18 protein-coding genes are annotated in these 17,250 nt (G+C 75.7%); 6 read left to right on the top strand and 12 right to left on the bottom strand.

Translation table 11 applies throughout. From position 1 onward, the window contains the following. Positions 1-38: 38 nt before the first annotated feature. The 9 genes from ACF1ED_RS15295 to ACF1ED_RS15335 form a co-directional block, all read right to left on the bottom strand. Positions 39-569 (bottom strand): hypothetical protein, encoded by a 531-nt coding sequence (locus tag ACF1ED_RS15295; RefSeq protein WP_391760450.1) that lies wholly within the window; start codon positions 567-569, stop codon positions 39-41. A 292-nt stretch (positions 570-861) separates the two neighbouring features. Next, positions 862-1,131, bottom strand: a complete 270-nt coding sequence (locus ACF1ED_RS15300) for a DUF1905 domain-containing protein (RefSeq protein WP_391760452.1) — start codon at positions 1,129-1,131, stop codon at positions 862-864. 16 nt (positions 1,132-1,147) lie between these two features. Next, positions 1,148-1,513, bottom strand: coding sequence for a VOC family protein (locus tag ACF1ED_RS15305; RefSeq protein ID WP_391760454.1), 366 nt, complete (start codon positions 1,511-1,513; stop codon positions 1,148-1,150). Positions 1,514-1,871: 358 nt separating this feature from the next. Next, positions 1,872-3,116, bottom strand: a complete 1,245-nt coding sequence (locus ACF1ED_RS15310; protein ID WP_391760456.1) for an MFS transporter — start codon at positions 3,114-3,116, stop codon at positions 1,872-1,874. Then, on the bottom strand, positions 3,113-3,787 hold the full coding sequence (locus ACF1ED_RS15315) for an ABC transporter ATP-binding protein (protein WP_391760458.1): 675 nt from the start codon (positions 3,785-3,787) through the stop codon (positions 3,113-3,115). The genes ACF1ED_RS15310 and ACF1ED_RS15315 overlap by 4 nt, the downstream gene beginning before the upstream one ends. Continuing rightward, the gene (locus tag ACF1ED_RS15320) at positions 3,784-4,740 is read right to left on the bottom strand and encodes an ABC transporter ATP-binding protein (protein WP_391760460.1); all 957 of its coding nucleotides are present in this window, start codon (positions 4,738-4,740) and stop codon (positions 3,784-3,786) included. The genes ACF1ED_RS15315 and ACF1ED_RS15320 overlap by 4 nt, the downstream gene beginning before the upstream one ends. Next, a complete protein-coding gene (locus ACF1ED_RS15325; RefSeq protein ID WP_391760736.1) occupies positions 4,721-6,526 on the bottom strand; it encodes an ABC transporter permease subunit in 1,806 nt (601 codons plus the stop codon). Before ACF1ED_RS15325 ends, ACF1ED_RS15320 begins: the two co-directional genes overlap by 20 nt. A gap of 125 nt (positions 6,527-6,651) precedes the next feature. Then, a complete protein-coding gene (locus ACF1ED_RS15330) occupies positions 6,652-8,178 on the bottom strand; it encodes an ABC transporter substrate-binding protein (protein ID WP_391760462.1) in 1,527 nt (508 codons plus the stop codon). A 185-nt stretch (positions 8,179-8,363) separates the two neighbouring features. Next, on the bottom strand, positions 8,364-9,245 hold the full coding sequence (locus ACF1ED_RS15335; RefSeq protein WP_391760464.1) for a winged helix-turn-helix transcriptional regulator: 882 nt from the start codon (positions 9,243-9,245) through the stop codon (positions 8,364-8,366). Positions 9,246-9,383: 138 nt separating this feature from the next. On the opposite strand from ACF1ED_RS15335, the gene ACF1ED_RS15340 reads away from it, so the two are divergent. The 3 genes from ACF1ED_RS15340 to ACF1ED_RS15350 all read left to right on the top strand — a co-directional run bounded on the left by ACF1ED_RS15340 (position 9,384) and on the right by ACF1ED_RS15350 (position 12,509). Further along, positions 9,384-10,640, top strand: a complete 1,257-nt coding sequence (locus ACF1ED_RS15340) for an MFS transporter (protein WP_391760466.1) — start codon at positions 9,384-9,386, stop codon at positions 10,638-10,640. A 515-nt stretch (positions 10,641-11,155) separates the two neighbouring features. Further along, the gene (locus ACF1ED_RS15345) at positions 11,156-11,875 is read left to right on the top strand and encodes a helix-turn-helix domain-containing protein (RefSeq protein ID WP_391760468.1); all 720 of its coding nucleotides are present in this window, start codon (positions 11,156-11,158) and stop codon (positions 11,873-11,875) included. Between the two features lie 79 nt (positions 11,876-11,954). Next, complete coding sequence (locus tag ACF1ED_RS15350) at positions 11,955-12,509, top strand: dihydrofolate reductase family protein (RefSeq protein WP_391760470.1); 555 nt, start codon at positions 11,955-11,957, stop codon at positions 12,507-12,509. Between the two features lie 105 nt (positions 12,510-12,614). Here ACF1ED_RS15350 and ACF1ED_RS15355 read toward each other — a convergent pair whose 3' ends face one another. After that, on the bottom strand, positions 12,615-12,995 hold the full coding sequence (locus ACF1ED_RS15355) for a hypothetical protein (RefSeq protein WP_391760472.1): 381 nt from the start codon (positions 12,993-12,995) through the stop codon (positions 12,615-12,617). Positions 12,996-13,274: 279 nt separating this feature from the next. Between ACF1ED_RS15355 and ACF1ED_RS15360 the strand changes: the two genes are divergently transcribed. Together ACF1ED_RS15360 and ACF1ED_RS15365 are read left to right on the top strand one after the other, a co-directional pair. After that, on the top strand, positions 13,275-14,012 hold the full coding sequence (locus ACF1ED_RS15360) for a barstar family protein (RefSeq protein WP_391760474.1): 738 nt from the start codon (positions 13,275-13,277) through the stop codon (positions 14,010-14,012). A 319-nt stretch (positions 14,013-14,331) separates the two neighbouring features. After that, complete coding sequence (locus tag ACF1ED_RS15365; protein ID WP_391760476.1) at positions 14,332-15,015, top strand: class I SAM-dependent methyltransferase; 684 nt, start codon at positions 14,332-14,334, stop codon at positions 15,013-15,015. A gap of 60 nt (positions 15,016-15,075) precedes the next feature. On the opposite strand, the gene ACF1ED_RS15370 is transcribed toward ACF1ED_RS15365, so the two are convergent. After that, positions 15,076-15,468: a GNAT family N-acetyltransferase gene (locus ACF1ED_RS15370; protein ID WP_391760738.1), complete on the bottom strand. Its 393-nt coding sequence runs from the start codon at positions 15,466-15,468 to the stop codon at positions 15,076-15,078. A 108-nt stretch (positions 15,469-15,576) separates the two neighbouring features. Further along, positions 15,577-16,485 (bottom strand): EamA family transporter, encoded by a 909-nt coding sequence (locus ACF1ED_RS15375; RefSeq protein WP_391760740.1) that lies wholly within the window; start codon positions 16,483-16,485, stop codon positions 15,577-15,579. Between the two features lie 51 nt (positions 16,486-16,536). On the opposite strand from ACF1ED_RS15375, the gene ACF1ED_RS15380 reads away from it, so the two are divergent. Further along, positions 16,537-17,049, top strand: coding sequence for a MarR family winged helix-turn-helix transcriptional regulator (locus ACF1ED_RS15380; protein WP_391760478.1), 513 nt, complete (start codon positions 16,537-16,539; stop codon positions 17,047-17,049). Positions 17,050-17,250 lie beyond the last annotated feature (201 nt).

Here is a 17,250-nt window from a genome sequence, read left to right on the forward strand (position 1 = left end):
GGTGCCGCGGCCGGCCGTGCGTACGGCCGTACGTCCGCTCAGTGGGGAGCGTTCGGGGTACGCCGTGAGGACGCGGGGGCGGTGCGGGCGGCCGTTTCGGTGAGCGGCGAGAGGCGCAGGGTTCCTCCGGGGTGGGGGAGCGGGGTGTAGCCGGCCTCCTGGAAGACCGTCATGAGCGCCGTCTCGATCGCGGCGCGGAGTCCCGGGATCTCGGCCGCCCGGTGGACTTCGGGGTCCGCCGAGTGCGCCGTGATGAGGGGCCGGATGAGCGAGTCGGGATGCCAGGAGACCAGGATGTCGGGGCCGTCGACGGTCGCCGTCAGCCCGTTGCCGGGCTCGTAACCGGCTTCGGCGAGGATCTGCTGGGCCCGGCGGAGCAGCTCGTCGTTCACGGGGCCTTTCGCGCCGGACGACTCCGCGGCCGGGCCCCCGTCGGTGTCGGCGCTGAGGCGGAGAACGGTCCCCGGGCCGGCCGGATCGCTCCGCGCCCGGATCCGGGCGGCCGTGGCCGTGGCCGGGGCCGTGCGCCGGGGGGAGGCGGGCAGGAGAGGTGCGGGTCGTCGAGTCATGCCTCCTCCTCCAGGACGGAAGGGCCTACGAATCGAGTGTCCGATTTCATCGCATATACGTCAATATTTACGTGAAAGGGGCTTCGCATAACGGTCGCGGACCGTGACCCCTCGCATGCCCGGCGTGCGAGCGCACGGTACGTGTGCCGGGGCCGCCCCACCGCGAGCCGGGCCCCGAGCGTGCCGCCGACGCCCCCGGCGCCCGCTTTCGCGCACCGAGCGGGAGCCCCCGGCCACGACGCGGATCTGCCTCCCGGCCCCGCTCCCGTTGCCGCTCGCGCTCCCGCTTTCGTCAGGCGTCCAGGCGCTCCTCCAGGCGGACCGTCACGGAATCCCCTTCGGCCTTGCCGATCGCCTTGCGCACCTCCGCCTTCACCGGGAGTTTGTGCGTGCCGTCGCCCATGGCCATGAAGGAGCTCCGGAACGGATGGCCGTCGATCGTGCCCCGGACCTTCACCAGGCCGCGGGTGCCGAAGAACGCGGCCGACTCCGGCCACACGACGTACGTCCAGCCGCCCTCGGCCGGGCTCTTCCGCAGGGTCGCGGTGAACTGCTCGTCCATGACGGACACCACCTGTTCAGGAGCTTTCGACGAGAATGAGGTCGTTGCCGTCCGGGTCCCGCACGGTGAACATCGGCGGCACCCCCGGCCCCGTCCGTACGAGCTCCGCATCCGCGTCGACGCCGCGTGCGCGCAGATCCGCGTGGTCGGCCTCGGCGTCCCGCGTGGCGAGACGGACGCCGACCGGGACGCCTTCCGGAACGAGCGCCAGGGTCGTCGCGGCGCCGGGGGGCGCCACCTCGATCCAGCGCCCGCCCCCGAACGGCACGTCCCGGCGCACCTCGAAGCCGAGCTCACCGACGTAGAACTCCGTTGCCTTCTGCTGGTTGGTGACGCGAATCCCCACCGTGGCCACCTGTGTGATGCGGGTGATGCCGCTCATCCCGTGCCTCCACTTCCTCCTGTATCCACCAGATACGCAGGTATGACGGGGACCGGCACGGAAACTCATCGCCGCCCACGAAGGGCGCGGCGGGTCCGCCGCCGGCAAGGGCGTCGTCGAAGCCGATGCGCTCCAGGACCAGGACCACGACCAGGACCAGGGCCAAGACCAGGGCCGGGGACGGCCAGGGCCACGTGCCCGGCGCGGAGGGTGTCGGTAGGGGCGGAGAGCAGGCTCCCGCCGGCGCGGTCGCGGGTCTCCAGAACGATCACGTCGAGGCCGGCGGCGTGCGGCGCTGGCCGTCGCCGCACCGTCGCCTCCCTCCTGCCGGACCGGACGGAGCGAACGGGCCGGACGGTCACCGGCGGGGTGCCCGAGGGCTCGCTGCCGGGACGAGACCGGCCCCGAGGAGCGGCAGCGCGCCCAGGACGAGCCACGGCAGGGCGCCGCCGAGATCGAGCAGGGCGCCGACCGGGGCGCCGGCCGCGAGCACGGCCGTCCCGGCCAGCGAGGACAGGGCCCCCGTGAACAGCCCGAGGTGCCGGTGGCCCGCCAGGTCGGGGAGCATGGCCCGGGTCGCGGGCAGGACCAGCATCTGGCCGACGGTGAGCAGCACCGTGAACACCACGGCGGCCCCCACGCCTCCCGGCTGCCGCAGCAGCGCCGCCCCCGCGAAGGCCCCGGAGACCACGAGGAGCCCCGCCCGCGCCATGCCCGCGTGGCTCAGGCGAGCGGCGGCCCGCCTCTCCAGCGCCCCGGAACCGCACACGACCAGCGCGGCGGAGAGCGCGAACAGCCAGCCCAGCGCGGCCTGTGAGCCGGTGGAGCGTTCGAGCTCCGCCGGCAGCGCCAGATAGAGCTGGTTGTACGCCAGCAGATAGGCGGTGTACGCGCCCGCGAGGCGCAGGAAGCGACGGTTGCCGAGGACCAGCCGTCCCGCCGCCACCGCCCCCTCGCCACCGGCGGCGGCCCCCGCCCGAGTCCCGTCTCCGCCCCCGTCGCTTCCGTCGCCCCCGTCGCCGTTTCCGTCCTTCCGCGGCATCAGCCGGGCGTGGGCGACGAGCACCAGCAGGAAGACGGCCGCTCCGGCGAAGCACGCCGTGCGGAAGGCCCCGTCCCCGCCCCGGGCGACCAGCAGGGCGCCGGCGACCGGGCCGACCAGGGCGCCGGCCTGTCCGCCGGCCGAGAACCGGGCGAGGGTGCGCGTGCGGCGGGGTCCCCCGGCGCGCTCGACGCGCAGCGCCTCACGGGTGATCTCGGACTCGACGGCGGGGGAGAACAGCGCGGCGGCGAAACCGACGAGGACGACCGCCCCGACGACCGTGCCGGCGCTCGACGCCTCCGCGAGCCAGCAGAACCCGGCGGCCCGCAGCGCGCAGCCGGCGAGGACCACGGGCCGCGGCCCGTACCGGTCGGTGAGCACGCCGCCCACGACGAAGAGCCCCTGCTGGCTGAAGGTCCGCAGCCCGAGCACGAGTCCGACCAGCGCCCCGCCCAGCCCGAGCGTCCCGGCCAGGTGCTCGGCGAGGTACGGCAGGACGGCGAAGAACCCCACGTTGAAGGCGAACTGACTGCCGATCAGGAGACGGCCGAGCGGCGTCACGGCAGGAGCTTCCCGTCGCGCATGGTCAGGACGCGGTCGCAGACGTGCCGGACGGCCGCGTGGTCGTGGGAGATGAGCAGGAAGCCGACCCCCAGGGTGTCCTGAAGGTCCATCAGCAGGTTGAGGATCCCCGCGCGCAGCGACGGATCGAGAGCGGAGGTCGGCTCGTCGAGCACGAGCAGTTCCGGCCGCGTCGCCAGCGCGCGGGCGAGGGCGACGCGCTGGCACTGGCCCCCGGACAGCTCGTGCGGGAGCCGCTCTCCGTGGACGGGAGCGAGACCGACGAGCTCCAGCAGTTCCTCGACGCGGGCCGGCCCGTCCGTGCCGTCCCAGCGCCCGTGGACCCGCAGAGGTTCCGCGATCTGGTCGCGGACCCGGCGGCGCGGGCTCAGCGCCTCGTACGGATCCTGGAAGACCGGCTGGAACCGGGGGCGCAGGCGGCGGAGTTCACGCTCCGGCAGGCCGGTGAGCTCGACGCCCGCGAAGCGCACCGAGCCGGCGTGCGGCCGCAGCAGCCGCAGCACCGCCCGGGCCGTCGTCGACTTCCCGCAGCCCGACGGCCCGACCAGCCCGACCGCTTCCCCGGCGCCGACGGTGAGGGACAGCCGGTCGACCACCTTCCGCGTCCCGTACCGCACGACGAGGTCCCGCACCTCCAGGAGGGGGTTCACGCCGCCTCCCCGTAGGGGTGGTGACAGGCCACGGCACGCCCGTCCACCGGGCGGGGCGCCGGCTCCTCGCCCCGGCAGAGGTCGTCGGCGTGCGGACAGCGGGGCGCGAAGGAGCACCCCGCGCCGGCCGTCCCCGGGACGGGCGGCGCGCCGGCGAGGACGGGAAGGCGCGAGCGGCGGGGAAGGCCGGTCCGCGGCAGGGAGGCGAGCAGTCCGCGCGTGTACGGGGCGACCGGCCGGTCCAGCACCGCCTCCGCCGGGCCGAGTTCGGTGATCCGGCCGGCGTACATCACGGCCACCCGGTCGGCGTGCCGCCGTACCGCCGCCAGGTCGTGGCTGACGAGCAGCAGAGCGGCACCGGCTGCCGCGCAGCGCTCCCGCAGGAGGGTGAGCACCTGCTCCTGGCGTTCCGGGTCGAGCGCGGTGGTCGGCTCGTCGGCCACCACCAGGGCCGGCCCGTTCACCAGGGCCATCGCGATCACCGCGCGCTGCCGCATGCCGCCCGACAGGGCGTGCGGGAAGGCGCCGGCGGCGTCCCGTCCGAGACCGACGCCCGAGAGCGCCGCGCGGGCGGCGGACAGCGCCTCACGGCGTCCCGCCCGTGCCACCGCCCTGACGGCGAAGGACAGCTGGTCCTCGACCCGGTGCACGGGCGACAGGGCCGACATCGCGTCCTGGGGGATCCACGCGAGGCGGCGGCCGAGATCGGCCGGGGTGACCGGGCGGCCGTCCAGCAGGACCCGGCCGTGGACGGCGGCCCCGCGCGGGACCATGCCGAGCAGCGCCCGCGCGGTGAGGGACTTGCCCGCCCCGGACTCGCCGACCAGAGCGAACACCTCGCCGGCCGGCAGATCGAAGGAGACGCCCCGCACGGCCTCGCCGCCGGCGAGACCGATCCGCAGGCCGTCCACCCGGAGCAGGGGAGCGGGGGACTCAGGAGGGGGGAGCGACACGGGACCGGACTTTCCTCGAAGCGGGAACGGAAGGGGGGAGGGAGGGGGTGTGGGGGAGGGAAAGGACCCCGGGGGCGCGGCGCGCGGGCGGACGGCCGGCGGGCCGGCGGCGCGGGGACCGGCGGTCCTGGGGCCGGCGCGTCCCGCCGAGGGACGACAGGCAGACCGCGAGCGCGGCGAGCAGCGCGAGGGCCACGGCCGGGGCGAGCGCGGGGACCGGGGCCCGCTCGACGTAGTCGGCCGACTCGTCGAGCAGCAGCCCCCACTCGGGCGACGGGGGCCTGGCGCCGAGCCCCAGGAAGCCGAGCGACGCCAGCGCGAGCGCGACGCCCGGCAGCCGCAGCACCGCGTGCCGGGCGACCGGCCCGGCCACCGACGGCAGGACGTGCCGGGTCCACACCCACAGCGGCCCCGCGCCGATCGCCCGTTGCGCCGCCAGGAACCGGGAGGCCCTCACCTCCCGCACCAGCGCCGACGCGTGCGCGGCGAGCGGCGGCCAGGACACCAGGGCCACGGCGAGCGCCGCCGCCCCGCTCCCCGGGCCAGTCACCGCGGCGACCAGCAGTCCGGTGAGCACCGGCGGCAGCGCGTTGGCGATGTCCGCGAGCCCGGCCGCCGCCCCGGGGACGAAACCGAGCACGAGCGCGATCAGCCAGCCGGTCGCCGTCACGGCGGCGGCCGTGCCCACCGTGGCCGCCGCGCCGTGTCCGAGCCGGGCGAGCACGTCCCGGCCCAGCGCGTCCGCCCCGAGCGGGTGCGCGCCCGACGGCGCGGCGAGCCGGGCCGCCACGTCCACCGCGTACGGATCGCGCAGCAGACCCCAGCCGATCACCACCGCCAGGACCGACGCCAGGGCCACCGGCACGGCCAGGGGGATCCGGCGCGGACGCGGCGCGGGAAGACCGAGCCCGGCCTCCCGCGAGGCGGGCCCGAGCAGCCGGCGCCGGGCGAGCGAGGCCCCGGCCCCGGCGAGCAGCCCCAGCCCGAGCAGCGCGAGGACGCACCCCTGGAGCAGCGGCAGGTCCTGGGACGTGGCCGCGCCCAGCGCGGTACGGCCGATCCCGGGCACGGCGAACACCGTCTCCACGGCGACCGCGCCCCCGGTCAGACCGACGGCCACCATGGCGAACTGCCCGGCGAGCGCGGGCAGCGCCCGGCGCACCGCCGCCCCGGTGATCCGCCACCTGCCGATGCCCGCCCCGCGCCACGACTCCACCCACCGCTCCTCCAGGACGGCCGGCAGCGCGTCGGCGACCAGCCGTCCCAGGAGCGCGCCGGCCGGCACGCCGAGGGTCACGGCGGGCAGCACCAGGTGGGCCGGGCCCGCCCAGCCGGAGGTGGGCAGCCACCCCAGCCACACGCCGGCCGTGAGCAGGAGCACCAGGGCGAGCAGGAACTCGGGCACGGCCGCGAGGACCGCCGCGACCGTCCCGCCCGTGGCCCGGCCCCGCAGGAGCGCCGGCGCGGCGAGCGGCGTCGCGACGAGGAGGGCGACCGCCAGGGCCGCCCCCATCAGGGTCAGGGACACCCCGAGCCCGGCGGCGACCGTCGGCAGTACCCCGGTGCCCGACACCCAGGACACGCCCAGGTCGCCGTGGAGCAGCCGGACCAGCCAGCCGCCGAGCAGGCCGGCGGGGCCCGCGTCCAGGCCGAGCCCGGCGCGGACGGCGGCGAGCGCCTCGGGCGTCGGGGCCTGCTCGGCGGACCGGGCGCGCAGCACCGTGAGCGCCGGGTCCCGGCCGGAGAGCCACGGCAGCAGTCCGACCGCGGCGACGACGGCGGCCAGGGCGGCGAGCCGCGCGGCCCCCGCCCGTACGGCCGCGGCCGAAGGCGCGCGCGGAGGGGCGGCGGGAGGCTTCGGGGGCGCGGCCGGGGGGATGCGGCCGGACCCTTCGCGGAGGGCGGGCGTCTTCACCGGACGTGGGTGTCGACGGTGACGAGTTCGCGCTCGCGGGGGTCGTGCGCGGCGCCCACCACGTTCTCGGCGTCGCCCTGGATCACCCGCTCGTGCAGCAGCGGCACGGCCGCGTCGGTGGCGAGCACGGCGCTCTCGGCGGCGACGACGGCCTTCCTGCGCGCCTCGCCGGTCGCCGTCGAGGACGCGGTGGCGAGCGCCGAGTCGACGGCGGGATCGGAGAGCCGGGAGAGGTTGAAGGACCCGTCGCCCGCGAAGTCGCTGTACAGGTACGCGGCCGGGTCGCCGGAGTCGAGCACGGTGGCCCGCGACAGGACGAAGGCGTCGAACTTCCCGGCCAGGGCGTCGGCTTCGATGTGCGCGTACTCCCGCACGTCCAGCTCGACCTCGAACCCCGCCCCGCGCAGCTGCTGCTGGAGGAGCTGGGCGACCTCGGGCAGCTCGGCCCGGTCCGTGAACGTGCCGATGGTGATCCTGGCGCCCTTGGGGTCTTTGGCCGCCGTGCGCCGGACCGGGGTGCGCAGCTCCGCCGCCCACGGCAGCGCCGGTCCCAGCAGCCCGCCGGCCCGGTCCGCCCGGCCCTCGTACACTCCCGCCACGATGCTCCGCGCGTCGACGGCCTCGCGGGCGGCGGCCCGCAGCGCCGGATCGCGGAAGGCGCCGCGCTCGGTGTTCAGGTACAGGGTGTTGGTCCGGGGCATCGGCACCTCGGTGACGAGGTCCGGGTCCAGCAGTCCGGCCTGGGAGACGGGCACCGCCTCGACGATGTCCGCCTCTCCGCTGCGCAGCGCGGCGGCCCGAGCGGTGCCGTCGGGCACGTAGCGCACGTCGATGCCCGGGGCCTCGGCCCGGCCGCCCCAGTAGCGGTCGTACCGGTCGAGGGTCGCCGACGCGGTGCCGTCGGCGCGCACGAGCACGAACGGTCCGGTGCCGGCGCCGACCGGGTCGACGGTCCGTCCCCGGTACGCCCTGGCCGCCAGGATCGACAGCTGCGGCGAGCTGAGCCGGTGCGGCACGAGGGGGTCGGGCCGGGTGGTGGTCACGGTCACCGAGCGGGGGCCGTCCGCCCGGACGGTGAGGTCGACGCCGTCGAGGATCCGCGGCTTGGGGGAGGCCGTCGCGGCGGCGGAGAGCGAGCGGACGACGTCGGCGGGGGCGAGCGGGCTGCCGTCGTGGAAGGTGACGCCCTCGCGCAGGGTGAACGTCCAGGTCCGGCCCTCCTGCCGCCAGTCCGTCGCCAGGGAGGGGAGGGCGTCGCCGTCGGGGTCCAGCCGGACGAGCGTCTCCGCGGTGCACCAGCGCGACAGTTTGAAGGCGTCGTCGGAGAGCGGCGAGAGCCCCGACCTCGGCGGCTGCATCATCGCCACCCGTATCCGCTTGCCGTCGCCCCCGCCCCCGCCGTCACCCGGTGTCGCGCCGCCCGCGAAGCAGCCGCCCAGCAGGGCCGAGGCCGTGGCGGTGGCGAGGAGGGCGGTGAGGCCGCGGCGGCGGGTGTGGGGGGTGTTCCCGGGCGGGCGAGACATGGAGATCCTCAGGGAGTGCGGAAGCGGAGCCCCGACCCTAACAGAATGAAAATCATATTCGTTAAGGGGTTCCCCTGCCCCGGGCCTCCCGCTTCCCGCTCCCGGCGGCGGGGGCGGCCGACCGGGGCGGCATCCGTCCGCCGCGGGGGTGCCCGTCGGGCGCCCGTCCGGTACGGGGGTGCCCGTCAGGCCTCCGCCGCCAGGCGCCGCACCTCCCTCAGGGCTTCGTCCACGGCGGCAGGGATGTCCGTCACGGGGAAGCGGGTGTGCCGCACGACGCGGTCCCGGTCCACCACCAGCACCGCCCGCTTCAGGCGCAGCAGTTGCCCGGCGCGGAAGGTGGGCAGGCGCAGGGCGGCGGCGAGGCGCAGGTCGACGTCCGAGAGGAGGGTGAAGGGGAGGCCCTCCTCGACCGCGAACACCCGCTGCTCGTCCGGGCGTTGGGTGCTGACGCCGCGCACCTCCGCGCCCGCCGCGCGGAAGTCCTCGTATGCGTCCCGGAAGAGCCGGTTCTCCAGCGTGCAGCCGACGCTGCCGGGGATGCCCGCCCAGCCGTCCGGCAGGGGGCCGGGGGACCCGGTCGCCGGATAGCAGAACAGGACGGTGGCCGCCCCGCCGGCCACCGGGTCCACCGGCGCGCCGCCGGGGTGGCCCGGCAGCTCCAGGTGCGGCAGCCGCTCGCCCGCCAGCCCCGCGACGCGCCGCGCCTCCGCGCCCGCCCCGTCGGCGGTGCCGCTGAGCGAGCCGTCGCCGAAGACCCAGCGGTCCGCCCAGTCCTGCATCGACAGCAGCACCGGCAGCAGGCCCCGCCCGCTCTCCGTCAGCCGGTACTCGTGCCGCACCGGCCTCTCCTGGTACGGGACCTTCTCCAGGACCCCCGTCTCCACCAGGTGGGCCAGGCGCTCGGTGAGGACCTTCCGGGAGATCCCCAGCTCCTCCTGGAGCGCGTCGAACCGGTGGTGCCCGCGCGCGGTCTCCCGGATCAGGAGCAGGCTCCACCAGTCGCCGACCACCGCCGCCGCCTGCGCGATCGCGCACGCCGCGTCCCGCTCGGGCACCGACCTCATCACAGCGTCTCCACTCCTGCGCGCACGGCGGCGCTCATCGGGACCATCTTGCGCCATCAGGTCGGTTCCCGATAGAAACTCACTCGGAACAAGTGGGTTCCCAAAAGAGACTGACTAGAAGCAGGGGGTGGGCGCCGCATGAGCGGAACGCGAGCGATCCCGAAGCACGACCGGCCCGACGACGAACAGGAGACCTCGCCACCGGACGTCTTCTGGCGCTACTGGGGCGCCGCCACCGTCAGCGGCGCGGGCACCGCCGTCACCGCGCTGGCCCTGCCGCTCGTCGCCCTCACCGTCCTCGACGCCGGCGCCTTCGAGGTCGCCCTGCTCGCCGCCGCCGGCCAGGTCTCCTGGCTGCTGCTCAGCCTCCCGGCGGGCGTCGTCGCGCAGCGCGTACCGCTGCGCCGGCTCCAGGTCGCGCTCGACCTCGTACGGTTCGCGGCCCTCGGATCGCTGCCGCTCGCGTGGTGGCTCGGCACCCTCACCTATCCGCACCTGCTGCTCGCGGCGCTCGTCACCGGCGCGGCGACGGTGCTGTTCGACATAGGCAACTCGACCTTCCTGCCCGCCGTCGTCCCGGCCCGGGAACTGGCCGCCCGCAACAGCGTCATGTCCGGCACCCACGCCGTCACCGACACCGCGGGCCCCTCCCTCGGCGGCGTCCTGATCGGCGCGACCGGCCCCGTCGGCGCGCTCGTCGTGGACGCCGCCAGCTACCTGGCCTCCGCCGTGCTGCTGCGCACCCTCCCCGAGAGCCGCCCCGCGCCCCGCACCGGCGAGAGCGCGCTGCGGCTGATGCGCGAGGGCTGGCGGTACGTCACCGGACACCCGGTCATGAGGCCCTGCATGATCTGGGCGACCGCCGCCAACTTCCTCAACGCGGCCCTCGTCGCCCTCACCCCCCTCTACCTCGTCCGCGAGGCCGGCCTCGACTCCGTGCAGCTCGGTCTCGTCCTCGCCATGGACGGGGTCGGCGCGCTCGCCGGCGCCGCCGTCGCGGTCCGGGTGACCACCCGGACCGGCACCGCGCGGGGCATCATCCTGGCGGACCTGACCGGCGGCGCGCTGCTCCTGCTCGCCCCGCTGACCACCTCGGCGGGGGACGCGTACTGGTTCGCCCTGGGCAACGCCGGCTTCGCCTTCGGCACCGTCATCGGCTCGATCACCACCCGCACCTACCGGCAGACCCAGTCGCCCCCGGAGCTGCTGTCCCGGGTCATGGCCACGGTCCGCTTCGTCTCCTGGGGCGCGATGCCGCTCGGCGCGCTCACCGCCGGCCTCCTCGCCACCCACGCCGGCGCCCACACCGCCCTCTGGGCCGTCTGCGCCGCCGCCCTCCTGCCCCCGCTCTACCTCCTCTCCACCAAGGTGGGCCGCCACCGCGACCTCGTCTGACCTCCCGGCCCCACGGGCCGGGAGGAACCGGAGCCCCGCCGGACGGCGGCCCGCTCCCCGCCCGGGTCGGGACGCTCCCCGCGCGGGGCCGGACCGCACGCGTCAGGCGGCCGCCACGGCGAACCCGCCGGCCACGCAGGCGAGCCCGAGAACGGCGTGCCCCACGCGTTTCGACTCGACGGGGAATCGGTGCCCGTACCGAGCACGCGCGTCACCAGCGGGAAGACACCGCCGCCGACGACGAGGGCGAGCACCACCACGGAAGCCGTGCCGGTCGACGTCGAGGCCGGGATCGAGGCCGGCGTCGAGGGTCGATCTTCCTCGGGGCCTGTCCGACGTGGCTGATGTCCCCTCGGATGGGGGAGGCGTGCCGGACCGGGTGTCGTCCGAGCCGTCTCGTGCCGCGGAACGCGCGGGCCGGGTGATACTGCCTGTGCCGCGCCCGGGGATCGACGCCGGGCCGCGGAACCGGTGGTCCCGCGCGGGTCGTGCGGTCGGGCGAGGAGGGGACTCGGATGGGTCTGGCGATCGAGAGCCGGCATTCGGAGCTGCCGTTCGTCGAGCGGGTGTGGCGCAGCCGGAGCGACGACGTCGGCCGGATGATGTCGGTCGCGACGCCGCACTGGGAGCTGGTGTTCTGGCGGCACCGGGGCGAGGTGCGGGCGGCGGTGCTGGGGCCGGAGGCGAAGGCGTCCGTCGCGCCGGTCCCGGAGGACGCCGAGTTCTTCGGGATCAGCTTCGCGCTGGGGACGTCGATGCCCCACCTTCCGATCAGCCGCCTGGTGGGCGGCACCGCGCAGATACCCGACGTGACGCGGCGTTCGGTGTGGCTGAAGGGATCTGCCTGGCACGTCCCCGACTACGACAACGCCGAGGCGTTCGTACGCCGGATGGCGCGGGAGGGCATCGTGGACGCGGACCCGGTGGTCCCCGCGGTGCTCGGCGGAACCGCTCCGGACGTCTCCGAACGGACCTTGCAACGGCGCTTCGTGGCGGCGACCGGCCTGACCCAGGGCGCCGTGCGGCAGATCGACCGGGCACGCCGGGCGGCCGTGATGATCCAGGAGGGCACGGCGGCCCAGGAGGCCGTACACCTGCTGGGGTACTTCGACCAGCCGCACCTGGCACGGTCCCTGAAGCGGTACGTGGGGCGGACCGCGACCCAGCTCGGCACGCCGGATCCGGGGGAACCGCTGTCGCTTCTGTACAAGACCCGGTCCCGGACGCCCGCCTAGTGTTCCCTCTGTGGCCGAAGGGCCGGTCCGCCCCGACCGGGGCGGTCGAAGGGCCCTCGGGAACCGTCATGGAGGAAACATGCGCAAGGTCGTCTCGGGTCTGTTCGTCTCGCTCGACGGCGTCGTCCAGTCGCCGAACGAGTGGCAGTTCGCGTTCGACGAGGAGATGGGCGCGGCGCTGGCGGGAACGCTGGAGACGGCCGACACGATCCTGCTGGGCGGGGTGACCTTCGGCGAGTGGGCCGGCTACTGGCCGACGGTGACCAGCGGCGAGGACGCCGGTTTCGCCAAGTGGATCAACGAGTCGCCCAAGTACGTCGTCTCCTCCACGCTGGACACCGTCGAGGACTGGGCGAACAGCACGCTGGTCAAGGGCGACCTCGTGACCGCGGTCAACGGGCTCAAGGCGGGCGAAGGCAAGGACATCACCGTCGCGGGCAGCCCGACGCTGGTGCGCTCGCTGCTGGACCTCGACCTGCTGGACGAGCTCGTGCTGCTGATCCACCCGGTGGTGGCCGGGGAGGGCCGCAGGAAGCTGTTCGCCGACGACGCCCCGATGAAGAGGCTCGAACTCGTCAGCGCCCAGCCGACCGGCAGCGGGGTGATCATCGCGACCTACCGCCCGGTGCGCTGAACCGGCGGGGGGAGGGCAGGGGCGCCGGCCGCCTGGCGTCCCCGCGCCGCCGCCCCTTCGGGCCACCGGCGGGGACGGGCCGGCAGGCGGCGCCGGACGGGTCCGTCAGCTGTCGGGCCGCCCCGCCCGGCCGACCCGCAGCGCCCAGAGCACGAGCGGGGCCTGGAGCGGGAGCCGGGCCAGCGCCGCCGCGCGGAGCGGCGCCGGCCGGTGGCGCCAGTCGTACGCCATCTTCACGTTGGCCGGGAACACGGCGGTGAACAGCCCGGCCGCGGCCAGCGCGCCGGCCCGCCGGGTGCGGGGCGCTGCGATCGCCGCGCCGACGGCGATCTCGGCGACGCCGCTCAGATGGGTCCACGTCCGGGGCGAGCCGGGCAGGCTCCGGGGCACGATGGCGTCGAACTGCCGCGGAGCGGCGAAGTGGGCGACGCCGGCACCGATCAGCAGACCGCTGAGCAGCCGGGCGGAAGTCGTGGAAGCAGGCATGTCCCGTCCCTGGTCGAAGGCGTGGCCGTGCGGAGGCACGCTCAAGTTACCTGACAGTAGGGCCTGGTGGCGGACGGGGGAACTTGTTTCTCCTCACACGGCTCGACGTCTCGCCCGCCGGGCCCGCCGGGGCCTACCGGGGCCCGCCGGCCGAGCGGGCCGAGTGGGCTGAACGGGCCGAGGGGAACGCGCCGCAGGTGTGGGCCCGGGCGCACCAGCCGGCGGCGACAGGGCGCGACCCGAGGCCGTCGGAGAAGGGGCCGTGCGAGGATCCCGGCCATGACCACCGCGCCCACTCTGACGGAACCCCGATCCCCGTGGGTCGTGTTCACCTCCCCGGCCGACCGCTGGCCGGCATCGGAGACGGCCGCGCTCGTGCGGCGGAACGGCCTGGTCCTGCGGCTGGACGGCCGGCACCTGCGGGATCCGGCGTCCGTCTTCCGCGCCTTCGCCCGCGAACTGTCGTTCCCCGGCCACTTCGGCCACAACTGGGACGCGCTCGTGGACTGCCTCCAGGACTGGCACGGCCCCGGCCACGGCAACCAGGACCTCGCGATCCTGATCGAGCACGCGGACGACCTGCTGGAGGCGGACTTCCTCGGACTGCTCGTCTCGGTTCTCGCCCAGGCGGCCTGGCACTCCAACCTGCGCCTGGACGCCGACGGAGAGCCCGACGAGTGGCGCCGGCGTACGGCCCAGCACTTCGTCTTCCTCCTGGACCGCACCGCGCCCGCCGCCTTCGCGGAGAAGGCGGCCCGTGGCGCCGACGTGGCGGTGGCGCTCTCGGACGGCCGCCTGCTCGTCACCCTGACCGACGCCGGCCGGCCCGGTGGGGACGCCGCCTCCGCCCCCTGGACCGCGGGCCCGCTCTCCTTCGCGGACGAGGAGATCCTCGGCGGCGCGACCGTCAAGGCCGTCGAGGCGTTCCGAGACCGCCTCGGCTGCCCGGTTCACGAGGCCGTGGACGTCCTCCAGTCCCGCGCCGAGCACCTGAACCGCGCCCCTGCGGACGGCTGAGCGACGGGCCGGGCACGGGCTGCGCGGGTCGGGCGGCCGGGAGCCGGAGGGGACGACGGGGGCGACGGGACGGCGCGCTGCCCGCTTCCCTCCCCGCACCGTGGTCGCGCGGCCCCGCCTTCGCCCCGGCGGCCCCTCCGGCGTACTGGTGCGCCTGCCGGACCCGGCGGCGGGGAGGACCGGCCGGTTGGCGTGCGGGGCGCGCGACCTGCCCGACGCCGTCGTCGAGGCGGCCGGCGAGGCCGGGGAAGGGTCCGTGCTTTTGCCGTTCCGGCAACAGGACTGGCCAGGGGGAGGGGCGCTGGACGACGGTGGGGCCATGGCCGACGACACCGCAGCAGAAGCCCTCCCCACCGACAGCGCCCCTTTCGCCGACGGCTACGTCGGCGACCCCGCCGTGCGCGACGAGTGGGACAGCCGCTATTCCGAGCGCACGCAGCTCTGGAGCGGGCAGCCCAACGGGGCGCTCGTCGCGGAGACCGCCGGCCTCCCGGCCGGGCGCGTGCTCGACGTCGGGTGCGGGGAGGGCGCGGATGCCATCTGGCTCGCCCGCTCCGGCTGGGACGTCACCGCCCTGGAGGTCTCGGGCGTGGCGCTGGCCCGGGCCGCCGCCCATGCGCGGGACGCCGGCGTCAAGGTGCGCTGGGTGCACGCCGGACTGACCGAGGCGGCGCTCCCGCCCGCCTCCTTCGACCTGGTCTCCGCGCAGTACCCGGCGCTGCTCCGAACCCCGGGGGCGACGGCCGAGCACGCCCTGCTCGACGCCGTCGCGCCCGGCGGGGTCCTGCTGCTCGTCCACCACGCGGGCATGGACGAGCACCGCCCCGGCCAGGACGGCGCCTTCGACCCCGCCGACTACGTCTGGCCCTCGATGGTCGCCGCGCTCCTCGGTGAGGACTGGCGGATCGAGGTGGACGAGGAGCGGCCCCGCGTGCTGCCCGAGGGCGGAGCGGGCGCCCATCACACCCACGACGTCGTGCTGCGGGCCCGCCGCCTCCGCTGACGCCCCGCGCCCCGAAGCCCCGCCGGCCAGGCCCTGATCGCCTGGCCCGGTGGGGCTTCGTCACACGGTGCGGTGCATGCCGACCGACGCGGGAGCCGTGTGCCTGAATCCGAACTTCTCGTACAGGAACGGGGCGTCTCCGTCGGCGATGAGCGAGACGTAGGCGCCGTCCGGCGCGCGCCGCTCCAGTTCGCCGACCAGCTCCGTCATGATCCGCTTGCCCAGTCCTCGGCCCTGGTGCTCGGGCACGACGCAGATGTCGACGATCTGGAAGGCGCAGCCGCCGTCTCCGACGACGCGGCCCATTCCGACCGGCTCGTCCCCGCACAGCACCGTCACGCCGTGCCAGGTGTTCGGCAGGCCCGCCTCCGCGGCCTCCACGGTCTTCGCACTCAGCCCCGAGGCCACCCTCAGCCGGAGGTAGGTCTCCACGGGCGGCGAGCCGGCACGCATCAGGTAAGGGGCAGTAGAGGTCTTCACCTAATACATCTTAGGGGAGGCGGGGTCGCTGACCAAGGGCCGCGGTCGCGGTCGGGCCACCCCGGCGCCGCTGTCGGCGCCTCATCCGCGGCGGCACCGGACGCCTCCGCTCCCCGCGCCGGCGGACCGGCGGACCGGCTCGGCCCCGGCGCGCCGGGTCGCGTGGCCGAGGAGCACTCCCGCCAGGACCAGTGCCAGTCCGCCCAGTTGTCGGACGGTCAGCGCCTCGGAAGCGACGATCGTGCCGAGCAGGACGCCTGTGACGGGGTTGAGCAGTCCGAGCAGGCCCACGGTTCCCGCCGGCAGGCGCCGCAGTCCGGCGAACCAGACGGTGAAGGCCAGCGCGGTGGCGACCAGGGCGACGTAGGCGAACGCGAGGAGCGCCGGTGCGGAGAGCGCGGGGGGAGGCCCCTCCACGACCGCCGCCGCGGGGAGCAGCAGCAGGCCGCCGGCGGTGAGCTGCCAGGCGGTCGAGGCGAGTGCGCCGGTGTCGGTGCCGGTGTTCCAGCGTTTGGTCAGGATGTGGCCGAAGGCCGAGACGAGCATGGCGCCGGCCGACGCGAGGACGCCCCGTACGTTCACTCCTTCCGTACCGGTGAGCAGCATCAGGCACACCCCGGCGAGGCCGAGCCCGGCACCGGCCAGGTGGGCGGCCCGGGGGCGTTCGGAGACCAGGGGCCAGGCGATGAGCATCATCGCCAGCGGGGACACCGCCATGACGGTCGAGGCCAGGCTCGTCGGCAGGGTCTGGGAGGCGACGTAGACGAGGACGAAGAACACGCTCACGTTGAGCAGGCCCAGTACGGCGGACCGCCACCACCACGCGCCGCGCGGCAGCCGCCTGCACAGGGCCATCAGGACGAGGCCGGCGGGCAGGGCGCGCCACGCCGCTCCGTACAGCGGGTGGCCGGTGGGCAGGAACTCGTGCGTGACGAAGTAGTTGGTCCCCCAGGCCACCGGCGCGACCGCGGTCAGCGCCATCCACCGTATATTAGCTTCCATGGAAGCTAATATACCTTCCCGGGAAGGTATCGTGGTGTCATGGACGACGACCGGGAACCCCTGGACCACGTGGCCCGCATCCAGGCCGACTGGCGTCGGCAGCGGCCTGACGTCGACGTCTCCCCGCAGGGGGTGATCGGCCGGCTGCACCGCCTGGCCGGCGGGCTCACCGAGGAGCTCTGCCGCGTCTACGCCCGCCACGGCCTCAGCGAAGGGGAGTTCGACGTCCTGTGCGCCCTGCGCCGGGCCGGCGAGCCCTACGAGCGGGCACCCGGCGAGCTCGCCGAACACACCATGGTCACCACGGGCGCGATGACGAAACGGATCGACCGCTTGGAGCGGGCCGGTCTCGTCACCCGCCGCCGGGCGGAGGGCGACCGGCGCGGCCGCGTCGTCGCCCTCACCGGGCCGGGCCGCGAACTGATCGACCGGGCGTTCACCGACCACATGCGCAACGAACGCCATCTGCTGGACCTGCTGACACCCGATGAGGCCGAGAGCCTCGAATCGCTGCTCACCACCTGGCTCCGCCGCATGGAGGACGGCGTGTGAGAGCGGACGGCCGGCCGCCTCCCGCACACGGCGGATCGCGCGGCAGGGCCGCTCCTCGCCGAACGTCCACGGACCAAACGTCCACGGCGGCATGTCATCCTTCCGGGCGGCCCGGCCCGTGAGGCGAACCGTTTCGCCGCCTGCGGGGATAGTCTCTCCGGCCGGGGGAGACCGTGCCCCCGGCAGGTCATGTCAGGCACG

This window comes from Streptomyces sp. NPDC014656 (genome assembly GCF_043084305.1).
In the GTDB taxonomy this organism is placed as follows: Bacteria; Actinomycetota; Actinomycetes; order Streptomycetales; family Streptomycetaceae; genus Streptomyces.

Excerpts from the sequence above, each read along its gene's own strand:
- ACF1ED_RS15360 (WP_391760474.1), top strand. The coding sequence starts at position 13,275 with ATGACCACCGCGCCCACTCTGACGGAACCCCGATCCCCGTGGGTCGTG.
- ACF1ED_RS15305 (WP_391760454.1), bottom strand. The coding sequence starts at position 1,513 with ATGAGCGGCATCACCCGCATCACACAGGTGGCCACGGTGGGGATTCGC.
- ACF1ED_RS15355 (WP_391760472.1), bottom strand. The coding sequence starts at position 12,995 with ATGCCTGCTTCCACGACTTCCGCCCGGCTGCTCAGCGGTCTGCTGATC.
- ACF1ED_RS15300 (WP_391760452.1), bottom strand. The coding sequence starts at position 1,131 with ATGGACGAGCAGTTCACCGCGACCCTGCGGAAGAGCCCGGCCGAGGGC.
- ACF1ED_RS15370 (WP_391760738.1), bottom strand. The coding sequence starts at position 15,468 with ATGCGTGCCGGCTCGCCGCCCGTGGAGACCTACCTCCGGCTGAGGGTG.
- ACF1ED_RS15295 (WP_391760450.1), bottom strand. The coding sequence starts at position 569 with ATGACTCGACGACCCGCACCTCTCCTGCCCGCCTCCCCCCGGCGCACG.
- ACF1ED_RS15335 (WP_391760464.1), bottom strand. The coding sequence starts at position 9,245 with ATGAGGTCGGTGCCCGAGCGGGACGCGGCGTGCGCGATCGCGCAGGCG.
- ACF1ED_RS15350 (WP_391760470.1), top strand. The coding sequence starts at position 11,955 with ATGCGCAAGGTCGTCTCGGGTCTGTTCGTCTCGCTCGACGGCGTCGTC.
- ACF1ED_RS15345 (WP_391760468.1), top strand. The coding sequence starts at position 11,156 with ATGGGTCTGGCGATCGAGAGCCGGCATTCGGAGCTGCCGTTCGTCGAG.
- ACF1ED_RS15365 (WP_391760476.1), top strand. The coding sequence starts at position 14,332 with ATGGCCGACGACACCGCAGCAGAAGCCCTCCCCACCGACAGCGCCCCT.
- ACF1ED_RS15330 (WP_391760462.1), bottom strand. The coding sequence starts at position 8,178 with ATGTCTCGCCCGCCCGGGAACACCCCCCACACCCGCCGCCGCGGCCTC.
- ACF1ED_RS15340 (WP_391760466.1), top strand. The coding sequence starts at position 9,384 with ATGAGCGGAACGCGAGCGATCCCGAAGCACGACCGGCCCGACGACGAA.
- ACF1ED_RS15380 (WP_391760478.1), top strand. The coding sequence starts at position 16,537 with ATGGACGACGACCGGGAACCCCTGGACCACGTGGCCCGCATCCAGGCC.